Source organism: Fictibacillus tiangongensis, from assembly GCF_048083785.1.
In the GTDB taxonomy this organism is placed as follows: domain Bacteria; phylum Bacillota; class Bacilli; order Bacillales; family Fictibacillaceae; genus Fictibacillus.
This window is the reverse complement of sequence record NZ_CP182294.1, coordinates 2,105,100-2,123,002: the sequence shown is the minus strand read 5'-3', so window position 1 is coordinate 2,123,002 and position 17,903 is coordinate 2,105,100. Positions and strand designations below refer to the sequence as shown.

Below are 17,903 nucleotides of genomic sequence, written 5' to 3'. Positions count from 1 at the left end.
AGGTGTGTTGATGGGAATGAGAGCTCCTTACCAGGTTTTGGTTATTCCCTTTGTTTTGAAAGAACATGGTATCGAATATTGCATTTTTAAGCGTTCAGATATGGGTTACTGGCAAGCTGTTGCGGGTGGCGGGGAAATGGGTGAGACCCCAGAACAGTCAGCCAGGAGAGAAGTCTTTGAAGAAACAGGTCTAGGTGAAGATTGCCGGTTAATCCGATTAGATTCGATAACTTCTTTACCAGTCGTACATGTAGTAGGTCATTTTCTTTGGGGAGAAAAAATGTTCGTTATACCGGAGTACGCATTTGGTTTAGAAGTCTATGATCAGAAATTGAATCTATCGAAAGAGCACACTGCTTACAAATGGGCTAGCTATGAAGAAGCCGTCTCGGCTTTAAAATGGGATAGCAACAAAACAGCACTATGGGAACTACATACAAGATTAAACAGTATAAACAGCCTAAAGGAAAATTATGATAAACTATGAAAATTAAAGGAGGTAAAAAGAATGACTCGGACAGGTTGTTTAATTTGTGAACGGATTGAGATGATTCAAAATGGAACAAATCCATATTTTGTAGCAGAGTTAGAGACAGGTTTCGTCGTGATTGGAGATCATCAATATTTTAGAGGATATACGCTATTTCTTTCAAAACAACATAAGACAGAACTGCATTTTTTAGAATCAGAAGTGAAGAAGACCTTCTTACATGAGATGAGTATAGTAGCTGAAGCGGTTTATAACGCATTTAACGCTGAAAAATTAAACTATGAATTATTAGGAAATGGTGATTCTCATCTTCACTGGCATTTGTTTCCACGAAGAGAAAATGACTCACCCGTTAAAGGTCCTGTATGGTGGGTAGATAGGGAGGAGATGTTCTCAGACAATATAAGACCTTCTCAAGATGAGTTGGAAGAAATGAAGAACAGTTTGTATGGGGAACTAAATAAATTGATTTCTGTGACAATTCGTTAAAGAAAGGAAATGAATGAGATGAGTGACCATCCTATAATTGAAACGAACCGTTTGTTCTTAAGAAAGGTAACTCATGAAGATGCGAGGGATATGTTTTCTTATTTATCGGACTCTGAAGTTGTAAAACATATGGGCCTCGAACCTTATCAAACGGTTGAAGCGGTCTATGAAGAAATAGAGTGGTATCATTCTATCTTAAAAGAACAAACAGGGATTCGATGGGGAATCACATTAAAGAATACCGATAGAGTAATCGGAAGTTGTGGATTTCTGAATAGAAATGCTAAGCACTTTCGCACAGAAGTAGGATTTGAATTGAATAAAGAATATTGGGGAAAAGGTGTTGCTCGAGAAGCGTTAGAAGCAGTTGTAATATATGGATTTGAACAAATGAAATTGGAACGAATCGAAGCGCTAATAGAGCCCGATAATATTTCATCACAGAGTCTAGTAGAGAGGGTTGGTTTTCTTAAAGAAGGATTGTTAAGACATTATGAATACACATGTGGCAAATTTGATGATCTATTCATCTATTCTTTACTAAAAGGTGACGACATATCTTTCAAATCCGAACATTAAACAAAAAATATAATTTAATGTTAAGTTTTATGTTGAAAATAAAAACTTTTATTGTTATATTATCAAAGTAACATACATAAAAACGAATTACTCGTATATGCTCGGTAATATGGTCTGAGTGTTTCTACCCGGTTCCCAATGAAAGAACTGGACTACGAGTTGAAGTATCAGGTTGAGTAGTTAGACTTTTTTTAGAATAAGTACATCAGCCATTAATTTAGCAATATTACATTGTTTAAAGATACTTTGACTCTGGTGGTCTAGAGGTAGAACATATCTACATTCTCTAGGCTATTTTTATTGAGTATATTGGAGTAATCCGTGACATCTGGAGGGTAATATTCAATGAAAAAATACGGATTATTAGCAATCGCAGCTGTTTTATTCTTATCCGCGTTAGCTGGATTTAATTTCAACCAAACAGCATCAGGAAAAGAAAAAGCAAAACGACCAATTATCATTCAAGGACCGATGCCTATTGAGGCTGAGAATTTTGCAAAACGCCTAAAGAATGTAAAAGAAGAAAAGTCTGGGAACTTTGTTTTTTATAAAGGGACACTAAATAATTATCCAGTTATCGTTACAAAGACAGGTAAGGGTATGGAAAATACCGCAGCCGCAACAGCTATTGCAATCGAAAAATATAAACCTGCAGCCATCATTAATCAAGGTACATCTGGAGGACATGATCCGAGCTTAAACGTTTTTGACATCGTTTTAGGAAAAAGAACGGTTAATCTTGGATCTTTAAAGACGCCTCACAAAGAATCAAATGAAGGAATTCACCCTACATCATGGATTCCAATGGACCTCATGGCATCAGAAGGAAGTGCCGGTGAAGATCCGAATGCAGAAAAAGCACGCTATTTTGAAGGCGATGCAAAGCTTTTAAAAGCCGCTCATGCTGTAAAGAATAAGTATTCAAAAGGAAAAGTTGTAGAGGGTACGATCGGTTCTGCAGACGTTTGGAACAATGAAGTTGATCGTATCAAATGGTTCCATGAGAACTTTGGAACTTCTGTGGAAGAGATGGAAGGTGCATCAGCTGCACAAATTTCCAAAGCGTATGATGTTCCATTCCTCGGCATCCGCGTGCTTTCAAACAATAAGACAAATGGCGGTCAATATGATCCTACGACAGCAGCTGCAAATCAAGATTATGTATTCGAAGTGGTTAAGAAATATATCTCTATGAAAAAAGGTAAATAGCATAAGGAAAACCCCGCTAACCAAATTTAGCGGGGTTTATTTTTCTAATATGGCTTTATTAAATTTTTTCAACAGATGGCCAAACTGCTCTCGTTCTTCTTCCGTCCAATCATCTGTAAGCACTTCAAAACGTTCAAGCCGAACTTTTTTGTAGTCATTAAAATCTTCTGTCCCTGATTCTGTTAACTGTAGAAAGTAAGCTCGGCGGTCCACATGATCTGGAACTTTGTACACATAACCTTTTTTCTCAAGTGATGCAGCTTGTCGACTAACTGTAGATGTATCTAGCTGCAAGTTTTCAGCGAGCGTCTTCACACCAAGTGGCCCGTGAACAGACAATTGGTGTAAGAGAAGGTAGGCTGATCTGTCTAGATTTCCGATTTTGTTTTTGGATGTGATCGAAGTGACGCGCCTTACAAGGACAGCCATCTCAAGCTCGATCTTTTCAAGTATGGGATTTTTCATCGTAATTGCCACCTTTATATACAAAACTCTATCAACATGATAACCGATTCATATACATTTCAACAACAGAATCATGATTTGACAGCAAAGTAGTTGTACTATACAATTATATAGTTGTATTGTACAATAATTTTCAGTCATAGTAAAATTGAAAAGGAGATGTGAGAATGTCAACAAACACACAAAGTGTTGGCGGAGCCAAGGTTTCAGGAGTTTCACTTGATAATCAAAGTTTATTTCATCAGCCGATCTCCGTATGGGCTGTTTTTTTCGCTTGTATAACAGCTTTCATGGGAATGGGATTAGTCAATCCTGTTTTACCTTCAATCGCTGAAAATCTTCAAGCTTCCCATAGTGAAGTGACGTTACTATATACGAGTTATAATGCAGTAATGGCTTTTGCCATGCTTATAACAAGTACAGTTTCTTCTAGACTTGGAAATAAAGGTACATTATTGACTGGGGTATTTATTATAGCGACAGTATCTGCGCTAGGAGGTTTTGCTGATAACATCTGGACATTAGTGGGACTTCGCGCAGGTTGGGGACTAGGAAATGCACTATTTGTAGCAACGGCGCTAGCAGCGATCGTTTCTCTTTCAAGCAGTGGAACAGCTAAGGCGATTATTTTATATGAAGCAGCCGTAGGTTTAGGAATCTCAATCGGACCCTTACTTGGTGGGACGTTAGGTAGTATTTCATGGAGGTCTCCGTTTTTAGGAGTTTCAATTCTCATGATTCTTGCATTCATGATTCTATTGATTTTGATGCCTAAACCGAATGAGAAGTTAGCTGTGAAAAAGAAAAAAACACCACTATCCGCTCCGTTTAAAGCGATGAAACATCGTTCACTCTTAGTACTCGGAATCGTTGCGGCACTTTACAACATTGGTTTTTTTACGATCATGGCTTACGCACCATTTGTTCTTGGCTTACACCCGAAGGGATTAGGTTATGTGTTCTTAGGCTGGGGAACACTGCTAGCGATTACTTCTGTATTTATGGCACCAAAGCTTGAAAGAACGTTAGGAACGGTAAAATCAATGGCGATTATGCTTTTCTTGTTTGTAGCTGATCTTGTGATCATGGGTTTATTTACTTCAACTCAATGGGTGATTATTTCAGCGATCGTTTTTGCTGGAGCGATATTAGGCAATACAAATACCTTGATAACAACAGCTGTGATGGAGGCAGCACCTGTTGAACGGTCAACTGCATCAGCAGCGTATAGTTTTCTTCGATTTTTAGGAGCAGCAATATCTCCTTATATGGCGGCAAAACTTGCTGAGATCTTTAATCCACATCTACCGTTTTATGTAGCTGCAGCTTTCGTGTTTTTATCAATCATATTCATCGGTTGGAACTACAAACATCTAGCGCACGTAGATCGAATGGACACAGCGCATTAAATAACAGTAGTGAAAAAGCCTGCTCCAATAGTTGGAGCAGGCTTTTATGATTGTATTGGATGATGAATCCACGAGTTTTGATCCCGAATCCACAAGTTTGCACTGTTTATCCGCGAGTCTACAATCCTCGACACCGTTCGACTCTCACGGCCGTAGCCAAGCACTTACTGCTCTGTCAATATAATTGGACCATCCTTAGTAATTGCAAGTGTATGTTCATATTGAGCTGATAGCTTACCGTCAATGGTTCTAGCTGTCCAGCCATTGTTGTCCATCTTACTTTGCCAAGCACCTTCATTAATCATCGGTTCAATTGTAATAACCATACCTTCTTTCAGTTTCAAACCTTTTCCTGGTTCGCCGTAATGGGGAATCATAGGGTCTTCGTGAAGGGTAGGGCCGATGCCATGAGCTGTAAAATCACGTACTACAGAATAACCTTCTGCTTCAGCATAACTTTGGATGGCATGTCCAATATCACCTAGACGATTGCCAACGACTGCCTGCTAGATGCCTTTATATAAAGAGTTTTTGGTTACGTCAAGCAAACGTTGCTTGTCTGCCGAGATATCACCAACAGCATAGGTCCAAGCAGAATCGGCTAATCCGCCTTTTAGATTGACGACCATATCAATGGATACGATATCACCCTTTTTTAAAGGCTGTTTACGCGGAAACCCATGACAGATCTCGTCATTTATGGAGGCACATGTTGCGTATTGATAACCGTGAAATCCTTTTTGTTCAGGTGTTGCTCCATGTTCAGCTAAGAACGTTTCAACGAATTGATCAATTTCCATCGTTGTGATACCTGGTCTGATTCGTTTAGCGATTTCTTTGTGAACGGATGCTAGCAACTTTCCAGCATTGTGCATTAGATCAATTTCTCGAGCTGATTTTAAATGAATCATGTAAATCCCTTCTTTTCAAGTCAGATTTCTATTTCATTATTGTAATGGAAAATAATTAGAAAATGAAATATTGTGCTACAAATGAAAAAGGTTCGGAATAATACCGAACCATTTGTCTAATTTAATATAAAAATACCAACTAACGAGTAGACGATCACTGTTGAAAACAGAATTGTCATATGGATTAGAGAATAGATGAAGAGAAGCTTTGCCCATTTCTCAGAATCCTTGTTTTTCTTATAGCCATATATGCTCAACACGAGCCATCCAACATTCATAAGAAGTGCCACTAACGTTAAGCCTAGGCTTAATGGTAGGAACAAGAAGCTCGTTAAACTCAGTAACACAAGATAGATGTTGGTTTGTGTATACGTTCTTTTAACCCCTTTTACAACCGGAAGCATTGGTATTCGAGCCGCCTTATATTCATCATGTCGGCGAATGGCGATGGCATAGAAGTGAGGCATCTGCCAAATGACCTGGATGATGAACAGTGCTGCAATCGCAGGGTGTGCAAGAGTTCCAGTCATTGCTGCCCAACCAATAAGGGGAGGCATCGCACCTGAAATACTGCCTACTTCCGTGTTATAGATCGTTCTTCGTTTCGTCCACATCGTATAAGGAACGACATAAAAGAAAAGACCTAAGAAACCTAATAGTGCCGCAAGCGGTGTTGTGAAGGCAAGAGCGATAATACCAAGTATAGCCATAATGCCAGCGAGTGTAATAGCAAATTTCGTATCGATCTCACCTGTAACCGTAGGACGGCTTTTCGTTCTTTCCATGATCGCATCAATATCGCGGTCATATACATTATTTAACGTACCAGCAGCACCTATTACTAAAATTGTTCCGATCAATGCGAATACAACATCAAGTAACTTTGTGCCAGGATCGATATCGTACGTATATAATGCCAGCGTAAGTCCGGCAAACATAGGAACGAGGTTAGACTTAATAATTCCCGTTTTCACAGTTTGTGACAGAATCGCTGACCGTTTTTGTTTTTCTACTTTCAACGTTTTTTCCATACTATAAGACACCATCTTCACAATAATTCTCTCTCTATATTATCCATATAGTGTAACCTTAAATCCACTTCTATTAAAGCATTAAATGAATTCCCAGTTCAAATAATAGAACACCTTAAGACACTTTACACAAAGCTTTTGTGAACGTTCTGTGAGGTTTATGTGATAGAAATGTGATACAAACGCTTACGTAGCTTATAATCGCTCCGTTTCATTCCTTTGTTTTTTATTACCGATATATATAAAACGAAGTGCAATTAACATCAAAAGGATGGCGAGCATGCGTTCCCAAGTGAAGGGAACGGATAGTCCTCCAAATAATCCAAAATGGTCGATAACCATCCCAGCAGTAAGCTGTCCGATGACGGTTGCAATGTTAGTAGCGATGACTCCAATGCGTGGTACAGAAACTACTGTTAAAAATAAGTAACCAACTCCGAACCAAACGGCTGCAAGCTGCCACTTAGGCGCTTCAAAGACCTTTAAGATGTTACCTTCACCAAAGAAAAGAATAAGAATGGCTAATAGGAGTGCACCTGAAAAAAAGGTTAAAAACGCAGCTTCGTACGTACCGGATTTTCTGCTGAACGCTCCATTAATAGAAGATTGAGCACTAAGCAATATACCGCCTATGACTGAACCAAGAAGAATTAATATGTGCATGTTGTTATCCCTTCCTTCCTAAAAAATGAGCAGCAGTGAGATTGTCATGAGCGTTACTGCAATGAGTTTTTCTTTGTTAACGCGAGCTTTTGAACTTCCAAGCCAGCCTTTGTGCTCAATGAGTATGCTCATAGCCATTTGACCGATGATGACGGAAATCATAGCAATTCCTACGCCAACAATCGGTATAGCTATGATTAGGATTGTCAGATAGATGGTACCTAGGACACCACCAGAAAGTTCCCATTTAGGAGCTTGAAACGTATAAGCCAGTGAGCCTTTACCTAAGAACAGAACGACGATTCCTAGAATAATGGCACCAACAAAAAAGTTGTAAAAGCTGCTTTCTAATTTTCCGATCGTTTTGCCAAGTTCTCCATAGATCGCTCCTTCAACACTAAGGGATACTCCGGCAAGTAGTGCTAATAAATAAGTCCATATCTTCATAAACAAAACTCCTTCATATTCACATATTTAAAATTATCGATATAAAAACAAAAAAAGAAGAACCTATAATTCTTCTTTCAGATAGGTAGCTAACTCTTGTATGTTTTTTTCATTTCTACGATAGTACGTCCATTTGCCATGACGCTCTGATTCAAGCAAACCTGCTTTCTGCATCATCGATAAATATTGGGATACAGTAGATTGCGAAAGATTCGCTTTTTCCTGTATATCTCCCACACAGATACCGCCTTTCTCATTAATCGTTTTAGATAGATGAGCAGTAGGTTTATCAAAGTGTTGCTGAGGATCTTTGAGCCATTTCAGAATATCGAGGCGAATGTCGTTTGAAAGCGCCTTAAATACATCGATAGGATTGTTCATGAAAAACACTCTAATCGGTTTTTCTCGATATGTCAATTTGTAGACACTCGTGACAATTGGAAAAAAATGAAAAAAATTAGCTTTTTAAATCGTAATATTAAGTACAAAAAGTGGGAGGGAAGTAAAGATGGAATCTATTTTATCAATTCTGGTCCTCGTAACATTGATATTCTCTATTACATATGTCATACGTCAAAGGCGAAATCAGGGGATTTCAGGTTTGAGATCAGCTTTAACATCGATCTGTTTTGTTTGATTTCCTTGGGATATGGAGCTGGGGAGGATCGGTAATTCTTTTAGTGTTGGGTATTTACTTTACAAAATACTTAAGAAAAGTTGAACAAGTTTAAGTGTATTCATAATCACACTTGAAATTAAAACGTTCTTACTACTAGAAAAATATTGAAATAAGGTTTAAAGTCCTAATTTTGAAGGGTATTTGTAAAAGTAGAAAAAATATCCAATTAATTGTGATATAGTGCCTATATGAATATTTAATGTAAGGCGGTGAAATTTCATGGATGCTTATTTATCATCCCTATATAGTTTGTTAAGGATTAAAGAGGAACAGTTGGAACGCTTGATTAGATGTCAAAGTGAAATGCAACAACATCAACAAGCATTTCAAAATGACAGATACTTATGTTTAAATCCTGAATTATCTTGTGTAACTTGGACTGGGATGCTAGCAAATCAATTTCAGGATACTCGAGAAAATAGGATGTTGATAGAGTACGAAGATATAGAAAATAATCAATTTGAATCTGTTTTTAGTGTGATTAGTAATAAGATTATGGATATTCAATCTGAGATTAAATCTATTCAGGACTCTATTTCTGCTGCTAAACAAGCTAGTTTAAAAAGTTAACGTTTTCTTAAGGAGTGATTAACTTGGGTGAAATCAGAATTAAGTATAGTGATGTTGAAGAGTCTTTGTCCAAAATCCAATCTGCTGTTCAATCATTAAAGCCAAATATACCTAAATCTTTAGGAGAAGGTAATATTTTAGAATCAATAGACAAATTAAATAGCTTAAATCAAATTCTTCAACAAACTTTAGTGACTTATCAACAATTAACAGCAAAAAATATAGAAGGTACTCATAAGTCTGTAAAAATGATGCAAGAGACCGATGAGGGACTAGTAACAACTATGATACAAAGGTAAGGAGGAAATGGAAATTAATGAAAACGCTTGATGCTGACTCCCTTTACAATGGGGTACATGAGTTAAATCTAATCTTATCTAGTTTTACAGATCAGTTAAGACAAATTCAATCTTCAATTAATGAACTTGTTTCTTTAGAAGATTCTCTAAAAGGAAAAGGAGGTACCTCAATAAGAGCCTTCTTTCAAGATTGTCATGAGCCATTTCTTACCTTTTGTATTTCATGTTTAACGAACTACGGAAACACATTAAAGAATATTGAAAGTGCGTTAAAATCTCTAGATGCTTCACCCAATGCATTTATCAGGCAAAGTTTTTTAGAAAATGAGTTAACAAACGGTTTGCGAAAAGTGAAAGAAAATACAATTGAATTAACTCAAGATGCCAATCAAAGCATGCAAAATGTAAGTGATATCGTCTTTCTTCCTAGGCTAAATGAATTAGAGTTTGTGAATCAAGTAGAAGAGGCTAACAGATCATCTATTCAAACAATAGAGAAATTAGTAGAGTTTGACTTAATGCAAACTAATGCTCTTAGTTCTATTGAACAACAGATACTTAAAATGAACCAATTTATTGAACAAATTCAATCAATGTTTCAAAGCGGTGAACTAAGTCTAGCTAGTTATAAACCAGGTCAATTGTGGAACCAGAGTAAATCTGAAGTAAGGAATGGAAATTCAGAATCTAAAGAGTCAAAGCTTAAAAATCCAGTAAAAGAGAAAGAATTAGAGTGGTGGGAAAAGGAACTACCTGGTGATGACCCAAGGGCAGTTCTTGATTTATCAGCTCCTGTAAATTCCGCAGGTAATGCGTTTGGAACTCTAACAGAAGGAGCAGCGTTTGCGAAGTCTGCTTATAATACTCAAGTAAAAGGGTTCAGGATTTCAAAATATAATGATAATTTTCATGTAAAAAATGGAAAAGTAGAGAATATTAAAGGTAAAAAATATCATAAAAATTGGATTGATTCACAAATAAAAAGAGGAAATACACCTGAGATAGCTAAACATGTTAAGCCAGGATCTATAGTAAAAAGCACTATGAAGGGTGGACTTTCATGGTTAGGAGTCGGTATAACTACTACTGAAAATGCATATCAAAATATAAAGAACGAAGAATCAACATCTAAAATTGTAGGCGATGCTGGTGTAGATGTAGGTCTTGGTGCAGTATCACTGGGCACAGGAGCAGTTTTTGTTTCTGCAGTGGTTGCTTCTGGTGGAACGGTACTTGTGGCTGCAGCTGCTGGTCTAATAATTTCATCGGCTATAACTTTTGCGTTTGAAGGAATAAAAACAGGAAAAGATAAAAAAAGTGCTTCTGATAAAATAAAAGATGGAGTCCAAAAAGGCGTCAAAACAATTGCTGGTTGGTTCAAATAAATTATTAGGTGGTTTTGGGGTTGAAACTTGATGAAAACATTAAATTTAGAAATTTACCTGATGCATTCAAAGAACATTTAACATTCTTTGCATCATTTCAAATAAAACAAATAATAGGGGCATTCACGTTTATTGGGCTTGATTTAGTTATTATTATGCCCTTACTTTTCCCGTATATTGAGGAGGTGTTATTTGTAACCCTTCCCTTAATTCTCCTTATTAATGTTTGGGCAATACGGTTATTAATCAAAAAAACATCTGAAACTGAATTTGAGAGTTTGCTATATCTAGGATTTTTAGGTGCTGTAGGATCGTTTTGCTATTTCGTTCTAACCCAAAAAATGAGTTATTGGTTATTAAATATTAATACTCCTTTATATTACGTAATTTCATTTGTTTCATATGTTTTATTAATTCTCGTTTTCATTTATCAAAAAAATAAAAAGTTCTCCACTATTCAAATGGATGTTAAAAAGAATAAAAACAGTTTGATCAGGAAGAAAGTACTAAATTGGTCAGTGCCAGCTGGATATATAATTGTTCATATTCTACTGAACCAATCATCTGTTTTGCTTCATACTTATATGGTAATTATGTACTCAGGGCTTTTGATATTTTTTACAGATATTTCAGTGAAGTTTTTCCATAGATACTTGTTTATGAAGTCTAATTTACACTTAGTGAAGTTGTCAAAGCTAAAGACTTCAAAATTTAATGCAAAAAAGATTTGATATTAAACCTCAATTTTACCTTCACATATAATTTCGTAATTTATGAATTTAGTGGCATAGCCTAGATAGATTTAATAGCAAAGGAGATAAGTTAATGAAACTACAAAACCTTTTACCTAACGGATCAATAGTATTACTTAAAGGTGGAAATAAAAAATTAATGATTTACGGCAGAAAACAACTAGTAGTTGATGAACAAGAAGTTCAATATGATTATATTTCGGTTCCTTTTCCTGAGGGACACATCAATGAAGAACATACATATGTTTTTAACCATTCAGATATTGAAGTGATTATCTTTAGAGGATATGAGAACAAAGAGGAACAAGAATTTCAATTAGTATTAAACTCAGTAAATTAATAGTAGATAATACTAGAATTAGATCATTCATGTATTTGAATGATCTTTTATTATTTATATGGGGAACTATTTCTTTATGAAAACTGACATTGGTTTAGTGAAAATAAAAGAAAGGCGACCTTTTAATGAGAAAACATATGGATATCGCATCAATATTTATACTTTTATCCACTTTACTTATTTTGCAATTCATTATTGAAAACCATAGCTGGGTTTATCATTCTACTAATTGGGGTTGTATTAGTGTTGTTTACGGCTTTAGTTAGTATGAAAGGATTCTGGCGTACTGCTGCATTCAGCGGTATAGGCTTGTTCTTTACTACCTTTATTTTTGGTGTGCTATCTTTCAACGGAGTAATATAGACCTTTCTTTTATATCGTATAATAAGATATAATCTTAATTAACGATAAAAAGAGAGGTGTTTTCATGCTTTGTTCGTCAAAGTTAAATCAATATTGGACAGACATCTACTTTCATTTGCACTACACGCATGGTGAGAAGATAACTCATCAGATGGTACGAATTCTGCAGTTAATTGATAAAAATGAGAAGGTATTTGTGAATGATATTGCGACTTATCTCGATATCTCTCACAATACGGCTTCTGAGCATGTGAAGCGGATGATTCATAAGAATTACATAGAAAAGAAACGTGATCAGGAAGATGAACGAAAAGTTATTCTTCAGTTAACGGATATTGGAAAAACGGTACTTCACGAGAATACGAGTCTAGATGAAGAAAAGTTGAATCATATTTTCAGTCAAATGGATGAAGTAGAAAAAGAGTTAATCAAGAATGCCTTTAAATTGCTAAGTGAGCGGTCGAAATCATGTATGTAATTATGAAAATACTAATCTCTGCAGGAGTTATTGCAGCAGTTACCGAAATTGCTAGGAGGTTTCCTAGCTTTGGCGGAATCGTGGCTGCTCTTCCACTTGTCAGTTTATTAAGCATTATCTGGCTTTATGTACAAGGAGAGCCAGCCAAAACGTTAAGCAAATTTGCTCTTGGCGTTTTATGGGGATTTCCGGCGACTTCCGTTTTATTAGTGATTGTTTATATTTCTTTAAAGCACTCCTTCTCATTAATCACCTGTTTAGGTTTAGGTATCAGCGGTTGGTTACTATTTATCTTGCTTCAAGAGGTAGCTATAAAATTCATAAAAACGATCATCTGATTACTAAAATTAATTCTCGTCAAAGAGGTGAAAGTATGCAAAATACAAGTCTCCCCACTAGATTAGGAAAACCCGCTGAAAGAGCTTTGACATCCGCAGGCATATCTTCAATCGAGCAACTAACAGATTGGAGGGAATCAGATCTTAAGAAATTACACGGAATAGGTCCGAAAGCGATGGGACAGCTCCTAACTGCACTTCAAGAAAGAGGACTGTCGTTTAAAGACTAACATCCTTATTTATGAAAGGTGATAGAAAGATGATTCAGCAACTTAACGGTCAAGAAATTGAAATTAGAGGCAAAAAATTATATGTAGAACGGTACGGTGATGTTGATAAACCAGCCATCCTTTATCTTCATGGTGGTCCTGGGGAAGGGTGTCACGATTTTTCCTTCCATCAAACTGATAGATTAGGGAAGCACTTCAATCTTGTTTTATTAGACCAAAGAGGAGTTTGTCGTTCGGAAAACATCGAGAAAGATGAACCCTTCGCATTTCAAGATTTGATTGATGACTGTGAAGCTCTTAGAGAATATTTACATATACAAAAGTGGTCACTCATCGGTCATTCATTTGGCGGCTTTTTAGCACTAGCTTATGTTAGACAGCATCCTGATTCTATCGAAAAAGTGATTTTCGAGGGACCAACTTTTGATTTTGAACTGACATCTCGAAGTCTTATTAAAAAGACTGCGCATTTATTAAAAAAGTACGGCAAACATGAACTATACGAGAAAGGACTGTTGCTAGCTGAGGGGAATCATCCGATACGCGAACTAACAGAAGAATATATGAAGTTGAGTGATGAGTTAGGTGAGAAGCGTATGGAGATCTACCGCCATAATCATGATAATCCAACTGATTATTACTCCTTTTATTCTGAGGAAGAATGGGACGAATTCTATGACCGTTCAGAGCACCATTACAATTTGTTAAGAGAAGAAAGCAAGATTTTTGATTCCTTGCTAGATGACATTAAATATGTTAAGAATCCAATGTTATTACTTGTTGGAAAATATGATGCATGTACGTGTGAAAAACATTTTGAGGTGTTCGAGCGAGATGCTATTAACGGAGAAATCTTTATCTTTGAAGAAAGTGGTCACACTCCTCATTACGAGGAATCAGAGAAGTTTAAGCAAGTTGTCATAGAATATCTGCAGCCTTAATTAAAGGAAGACCATGTTTTTTATGTGGTCTTCCTTTTTCAATTTTATCTTATAGACCACTCTTTTGTTTTGTATAAGTTTTCAATGATGTTTTGTGGAAGATGTAATTTTAATTCTTCTTGTGTTACCCACATATAGGCAGAATGTTCTTCTGATAGCTGAACTTCGTAAGTGTCAGCTTGACATAAATAGGTTAGTAATACTACTTTTCGAGAGGGTTTAGTATAAAAAGTCGCTGCATAAAGAATGTGATCCACTGAAACGTCAAGTCGTGTCTCTTCATTTATTTCACGAATTAATGCCTGCTCGATCTCCTCTTCAAACTCTATCTTTCCACCAGGGCATTCCCAAGTACCGGCCTCAATTTCTTCTTCATCTGAACGTTTTACTATTAAATATTGATTTTGGTACAGAATTAATCCTTTTACCACAACATGTATTTCATTTACCACGTTCATATTTTCTCCCCACAGTATATAGAATTATTTTCCTTTTTATAGTAGCATAGGATAAACAATTTTTAATCGTTAGAGGTGAAGCAATGAAACTTGTATTATTATTTGGTCCGCAAGCGGTTGGGAAGATGACTGTAGGACATGAGTTAGAGAAGGTCACAAAGTTAAAGCTCTTCCATAACCACATGACGATCGATCTTGTTACGCCTTTTTTTGAATATGGTTCTGAGGATGGGCGTAGACTGGTACACTTATTTCGTTCAGAGATCTTTCAGGCATTTGCGAAGAGCGATCAATATGGAATGATTTTTACATATGTTTGGGCGTTCAATTATAAGGAAGATTGGGAGTTTGTTGAAAGTATTTGTCAGGTATTTGAAAAGGAGGGAGCAGAGATCTATTTTGTAGAACTTGAATCTGAATTAGAGACAAGGCTACAGAGAAACATTACTCCCCATAGGCTGGACCATAAACCTTCTAAAAGAAATATTAAGTGGTCGGAAAATGACGTAAAGACATCGATGGAAATGTACCGCATGAACTCTAATGAGGGAGAGATAAAAAGAGAAAATTATCTTCGAATCAACAATGAAAATCTAAATCCAGATGAAGTAGCTGCTCAAATTAAACATACATTTAACTTATAAAAAAGGACCACGCAGGTCCTTTTTTGATGCTTATACGTGAAAATCTGGTGCTTTGTCTGCCACAAGGTTTAATAGGATACCGTGTTCCAAATACGCTTTTAGCCCGCACAATACCATTGTATATCCGCCCATTGCATCTATAGCGTGGTTTAGTACCTGATCAGCATTTCCTGTAAACCCAGCATTTGTGATGTTAACCATAGTTTCATTATTGTTGCGAGAAGTAAATGTCCACTCCACTGTTGTTCCATTGGAGGATTGAATCAAGATGCGTTTATTTATTTCTAATTCTTTAACTAAAATCTCGTCAGAAACTCCGTACATTTCCCATTCCCACAATACTTTTTTCCCTTCTGATAGTCTCCCACTGCTTTTAGTGAACCAGAATTTTGTAGTGATGTCAGGCTCAATAAAAGCTTCAAAAACGATGTTAACCGGCTTCCTAATAAGCATTTCTGTACGTACGAGAGGATTCGTGTTAATAGGTTTATTCATATTTTCTCCTTTTCATTGTACGTTTTCTGTAAGTTATATATTTCATTTTATTATAGAAGGATTATTCACTAGGAACAACGCTTCTATAGAATTATTTACAATGTTTAACAACAATAATAAGATGCTATATGTATATTTTTTGAAATTAGGGTGGATAAATCATCAGCATTGTTATATAGTGTGTATATAGATATAAACACTATAACAGTCACTAGAAGGTGGATGATGATTATGAACCATTGGCAACAGGCATTTTGGCTCTCGAAATTCGAATTAACTCATTCAAAGAAAAGTATCTTAACTTTACTGTTCCTATTAGTAGCCTATTCATTTTTTTTAACGGTTTCAATTTCTTCTTACATAGAAGAACACTTTATGCTGTATGATATCTTCTTTTTGCTTACATTTGGGGTTGCAGTTATGTGGGCTAAACCGAAAGAGTATCAATACCAAAAACTTTCTGATAATTTATGGGCGCAGCCGTTTACCGTTTTTCTTAACCAGCTTCCAATCCCTAAAGAGATTGTGGTAAAAAGCCGCTTTCTTATTTATTTTATCTACTCAGTTCCGTTTCATTTATTGGTTTTAATAGTCATGTATAGCCTTGCTCCTGAATTGCGCCAAACTTTGGCACCGATGGAGTATATAGCGTTTTCTCTCATCTGGCTTAGCTTTGGAATTTGTTATGGAAGTGTTTATCCGGCTAGTGATTCCGGAGATAAAGTCACGAATGTAAAGATGGTCTTCTATGCAGTTGTTTTATTGGGAAGTTTCACATTATTATTATTCGCTGTTCCTTATCTCTCGAGTCATGGATTGGTTGGACTTACTATTGTAATCGCTAGTAAATGGCCGATTGTTACATCTGTTGTTTCCATTTTTGCAGCCTGTGCGAGTGTTGCATTTTGGATGAGATATATGAAGAATCACATGAATAAATTGGATTATTTTCAGTAAAGAAGGGAGGAAGCATCTATATGGAACTTCCTATAAAGCTTTCCAGAGATTCAAGGGTTCCCATCTACCATCAGATAGAAGGACAAATTAAAGCACTCATTGTTAGTGGTAAGTTACCAGCAGGTTCACCTCTTCCTTCCATTCGAGCACTTTCAAAAGATTTAGAGATCAGTGTTATAACTACTCGGCGGGCTTATCAAGATTTAGAGTACGGTGGCTTTATCAAAACAACGCAAGGGAAGGGAACTTTCGTTGCTGAAGTGGAGGTAAAAAAGATGGAGAAGTTAGCAATATCATCTGTATCTGAAGCGATTGAAAAAGGTGTAGAGACCGCTCTTCGACACAATTACTCAGTGGATGAAATTCGATCTGTGTTTGAAGAAGTACTAGCAAGACTTAAAGATAACGATCGAGGTGGAAGTGAATGAAGCTTTGTACACAAATTGAAAGAGTTGAGAAAACAGTAGATGATTTCACAGTTGGCCCAGTAGATCTAGATATAGAACTCGGTACAATTACAGCACTCATTGGAAACAATGGTGCAGGGAAAAGCACACTCATCAAAATGATGATGAATCTTGTGAAACCGGACAACGGTCAATTGTTGCATTTTGGAGCTAGTGTAAAGTCCAGTGATCAGTGGAAACAGGAGGTTGCCTATCAACCACAATCTGTTCTAGGTTGTGACTTATTAACTGGAAGACAACTAAGAGATTTGATGGCACCTTGGTATTCAAACTGGGATGAAGAAATGTTTATGAGTCTTGTAAGGACGTTTGAAATTGATCTCAATAAACGCTTTGGAAAAATGTCTAAAGGTATGCAGCAAAAACTTAACATCGTTTTAGCTCTCTCTAAGAACACGAAACTTTTAATCTTAGACGAACCTACTGCCAATATGGATATTCCTTCAAAACAAAAGTTAATGAACATTCTTGTAGATTGGATGGAGAGAGACGAGAGAGCGATCGTTATCGCCACCCACCAAGTAGAAGATATTAAGAAATTAGCAGATTATATCGTGATCATGAACGATGGCAAAGTTTTAGGTAAATACGAAAAAGAAGAACTAGTTTACCGATACAAGCGTTATTGGTTTGAAGATGGGTTAGGCATTGAAAAAATTCCTGGTGAGATCGACCGTTTGAACGATCGTCTGCTCATTTCTAACGATGTGAAACAAACAGACACATTCTTGAAGAAAAATGAAATAAAAATTATGCAATCAGAGATTTTAGAAGTAGAAGAAATTATTACGTACATGCTAATGGGGAGGTAAGA

25 protein-coding genes, 1 pseudogene and 1 riboswitch are annotated in these 17,903 nt (G+C 36.4%); of the genes and pseudogenes, 18 read left to right on the top strand and 8 right to left on the bottom strand.

The window, feature by feature from the left end; all coding sequences use genetic code 11:
• Positions 1-16 precede the first annotated feature (16 nt).
• The 4 genes from ACNJYY_RS11370 to ACNJYY_RS11355 all read left to right on the top strand — a co-directional run bounded on the left by ACNJYY_RS11370 (position 17) and on the right by ACNJYY_RS11355 (position 2,767).
• Positions 17-487 carry an NUDIX hydrolase gene (locus ACNJYY_RS11370; RefSeq protein WP_416731851.1) on the top strand — a complete coding sequence of 157 codons (471 nt, stop codon included), beginning with the start codon at positions 17-19 and terminating at the stop codon, positions 485-487.
• A 21-nt stretch (positions 488-508) separates the two neighbouring features.
• Entirely contained in the window at positions 509-979 is a 471-nt protein-coding gene (locus ACNJYY_RS11365) for an HIT family protein (protein WP_416728573.1), read from the top strand.
• Between the two features lie 18 nt (positions 980-997).
• Positions 998-1,558, top strand: coding sequence for a GNAT family N-acetyltransferase (locus ACNJYY_RS11360; protein WP_416728572.1), 561 nt, complete (start codon positions 998-1,000; stop codon positions 1,556-1,558).
• A gap of 71 nt (positions 1,559-1,629) precedes the next feature.
• A riboswitch (purine riboswitch) is annotated at positions 1,630-1,733 on the top strand.
• A 170-nt stretch (positions 1,734-1,903) separates the two neighbouring features.
• Positions 1,904-2,767 carry a 5'-methylthioadenosine/S-adenosylhomocysteine nucleosidase gene (locus ACNJYY_RS11355; RefSeq protein WP_416728571.1) on the top strand — a complete coding sequence of 288 codons (864 nt, stop codon included), beginning with the start codon at positions 1,904-1,906 and terminating at the stop codon, positions 2,765-2,767.
• 36 nt (positions 2,768-2,803) lie between these two features.
• Here ACNJYY_RS11355 and ACNJYY_RS11350 read toward each other — a convergent pair whose 3' ends face one another.
• Positions 2,804-3,232 (bottom strand): MarR family winged helix-turn-helix transcriptional regulator, encoded by a 429-nt coding sequence (locus tag ACNJYY_RS11350; RefSeq protein WP_416728570.1) that lies wholly within the window; start codon positions 3,230-3,232, stop codon positions 2,804-2,806.
• 167 nt (positions 3,233-3,399) lie between these two features.
• Between ACNJYY_RS11350 and ACNJYY_RS11345 the strand changes: the two genes are divergently transcribed.
• Complete coding sequence (locus ACNJYY_RS11345) at positions 3,400-4,641, top strand: MFS transporter (protein WP_416728569.1); 1,242 nt, start codon at positions 3,400-3,402, stop codon at positions 4,639-4,641.
• Positions 4,642-4,805: 164 nt separating this feature from the next.
• On the opposite strand, the pseudogene map reads toward ACNJYY_RS11345, so the two are convergent.
• The 5 genes and pseudogenes from map to ACNJYY_RS11320 all read right to left on the bottom strand — a co-directional run bounded on the left by map (position 4,806) and on the right by ACNJYY_RS11320 (position 8,074).
• Positions 4,806-5,552 (bottom strand): annotated as a pseudogene (gene map, locus ACNJYY_RS11340) (type I methionyl aminopeptidase).
• A gap of 116 nt (positions 5,553-5,668) precedes the next feature.
• Complete coding sequence (gene cyoE, locus ACNJYY_RS11335) at positions 5,669-6,583, bottom strand: heme o synthase (protein ID WP_416728568.1); 915 nt, start codon at positions 6,581-6,583, stop codon at positions 5,669-5,671.
• A 195-nt stretch (positions 6,584-6,778) separates the two neighbouring features.
• Positions 6,779-7,246, bottom strand: coding sequence for a DMT family transporter (locus tag ACNJYY_RS11330; RefSeq protein WP_416728567.1), 468 nt, complete (start codon positions 7,244-7,246; stop codon positions 6,779-6,781).
• Between the two features lie 18 nt (positions 7,247-7,264).
• The gene (locus ACNJYY_RS11325) at positions 7,265-7,693 is read right to left on the bottom strand and encodes a DMT family transporter (protein ID WP_416728566.1); all 429 of its coding nucleotides are present in this window, start codon (positions 7,691-7,693) and stop codon (positions 7,265-7,267) included.
• Between the two features lie 63 nt (positions 7,694-7,756).
• On the bottom strand, positions 7,757-8,074 hold the full coding sequence (locus tag ACNJYY_RS11320) for an ArsR/SmtB family transcription factor (RefSeq protein ID WP_153238304.1): 318 nt from the start codon (positions 8,072-8,074) through the stop codon (positions 7,757-7,759).
• Positions 8,075-8,591: 517 nt separating this feature from the next.
• Here ACNJYY_RS11320 and ACNJYY_RS11315 point away from each other — a divergent pair.
• The 9 genes from ACNJYY_RS11315 (at position 8,592) to ACNJYY_RS11275 (ending at position 14,068) form a co-directional block, all read left to right on the top strand.
• The gene (locus ACNJYY_RS11315; RefSeq protein WP_416728565.1) at positions 8,592-8,942 is read left to right on the top strand and encodes a YwqH-like family protein; all 351 of its coding nucleotides are present in this window, start codon (positions 8,592-8,594) and stop codon (positions 8,940-8,942) included.
• A gap of 23 nt (positions 8,943-8,965) precedes the next feature.
• Positions 8,966-9,241: a YwqI/YxiC family protein gene (locus ACNJYY_RS11310; protein WP_416728564.1), complete on the top strand. Its 276-nt coding sequence runs from the start codon at positions 8,966-8,968 to the stop codon at positions 9,239-9,241.
• A 17-nt stretch (positions 9,242-9,258) separates the two neighbouring features.
• On the top strand, positions 9,259-10,626 hold the full coding sequence (locus ACNJYY_RS11305; RefSeq protein ID WP_416728563.1) for a T7SS effector LXG polymorphic toxin: 1,368 nt from the start codon (positions 9,259-9,261) through the stop codon (positions 10,624-10,626).
• Between the two features lie 20 nt (positions 10,627-10,646).
• Positions 10,647-11,357 carry a hypothetical protein gene (locus ACNJYY_RS11300; RefSeq protein ID WP_416728562.1) on the top strand — a complete coding sequence of 237 codons (711 nt, stop codon included), beginning with the start codon at positions 10,647-10,649 and terminating at the stop codon, positions 11,355-11,357.
• Between the two features lie 94 nt (positions 11,358-11,451).
• The gene (locus tag ACNJYY_RS11295; RefSeq protein ID WP_416728561.1) at positions 11,452-11,718 is read left to right on the top strand and encodes a DUF4176 domain-containing protein; all 267 of its coding nucleotides are present in this window, start codon (positions 11,452-11,454) and stop codon (positions 11,716-11,718) included.
• A gap of 427 nt (positions 11,719-12,145) precedes the next feature.
• Positions 12,146-12,559, top strand: coding sequence for a MarR family winged helix-turn-helix transcriptional regulator (locus ACNJYY_RS11290; RefSeq protein WP_416728560.1), 414 nt, complete (start codon positions 12,146-12,148; stop codon positions 12,557-12,559).
• Positions 12,550-12,897 carry a DUF3147 family protein gene (locus ACNJYY_RS11285; RefSeq protein WP_416728559.1) on the top strand — a complete coding sequence of 116 codons (348 nt, stop codon included), beginning with the start codon at positions 12,550-12,552 and terminating at the stop codon, positions 12,895-12,897. The genes ACNJYY_RS11290 and ACNJYY_RS11285 overlap by 10 nt, the downstream gene beginning before the upstream one ends.
• Before the next feature lie 35 nt (positions 12,898-12,932).
• On the top strand, positions 12,933-13,127 hold the full coding sequence (locus ACNJYY_RS11280) for a DNA-binding protein (protein ID WP_416728558.1): 195 nt from the start codon (positions 12,933-12,935) through the stop codon (positions 13,125-13,127).
• Between the two features lie 29 nt (positions 13,128-13,156).
• Positions 13,157-14,068: an alpha/beta fold hydrolase gene (locus tag ACNJYY_RS11275; protein ID WP_416728557.1), complete on the top strand. Its 912-nt coding sequence runs from the start codon at positions 13,157-13,159 to the stop codon at positions 14,066-14,068.
• A gap of 44 nt (positions 14,069-14,112) precedes the next feature.
• On the opposite strand, the gene ACNJYY_RS11270 is transcribed toward ACNJYY_RS11275, so the two are convergent.
• Complete coding sequence (locus ACNJYY_RS11270) at positions 14,113-14,526, bottom strand: NUDIX hydrolase (RefSeq protein WP_416728556.1); 414 nt, start codon at positions 14,524-14,526, stop codon at positions 14,113-14,115.
• Positions 14,527-14,609: 83 nt separating this feature from the next.
• Between ACNJYY_RS11270 and ACNJYY_RS11265 the strand changes: the two genes are divergently transcribed.
• The gene (locus ACNJYY_RS11265; protein ID WP_416728555.1) at positions 14,610-15,170 is read left to right on the top strand and encodes a shikimate kinase; all 561 of its coding nucleotides are present in this window, start codon (positions 14,610-14,612) and stop codon (positions 15,168-15,170) included.
• A 30-nt stretch (positions 15,171-15,200) separates the two neighbouring features.
• On the opposite strand, the gene ACNJYY_RS11260 is transcribed toward ACNJYY_RS11265, so the two are convergent.
• A complete protein-coding gene (locus ACNJYY_RS11260) occupies positions 15,201-15,665 on the bottom strand; it encodes an SRPBCC family protein (protein ID WP_416728554.1) in 465 nt (154 codons plus the stop codon).
• Positions 15,666-15,896: 231 nt separating this feature from the next.
• Here ACNJYY_RS11260 and ACNJYY_RS11255 point away from each other — a divergent pair, with 231 nt between their 5' ends.
• Genes ACNJYY_RS11255 through ACNJYY_RS11245 form a run of 3 tightly spaced genes read left to right on the top strand, consistent with a single transcriptional unit; the run spans position 15,897 to position 17,901 of the window.
• Positions 15,897-16,622: a hypothetical protein gene (locus tag ACNJYY_RS11255; protein WP_416728553.1), complete on the top strand. Its 726-nt coding sequence runs from the start codon at positions 15,897-15,899 to the stop codon at positions 16,620-16,622.
• 20 nt (positions 16,623-16,642) lie between these two features.
• Positions 16,643-17,050: a GntR family transcriptional regulator gene (locus ACNJYY_RS11250; RefSeq protein ID WP_416728552.1), complete on the top strand. Its 408-nt coding sequence runs from the start codon at positions 16,643-16,645 to the stop codon at positions 17,048-17,050.
• On the top strand, positions 17,047-17,901 hold the full coding sequence (locus ACNJYY_RS11245; RefSeq protein ID WP_416728551.1) for an ABC transporter ATP-binding protein: 855 nt from the start codon (positions 17,047-17,049) through the stop codon (positions 17,899-17,901). Before ACNJYY_RS11250 ends, ACNJYY_RS11245 begins: the two co-directional genes overlap by 4 nt.
• Positions 17,902-17,903 lie beyond the last annotated feature (2 nt).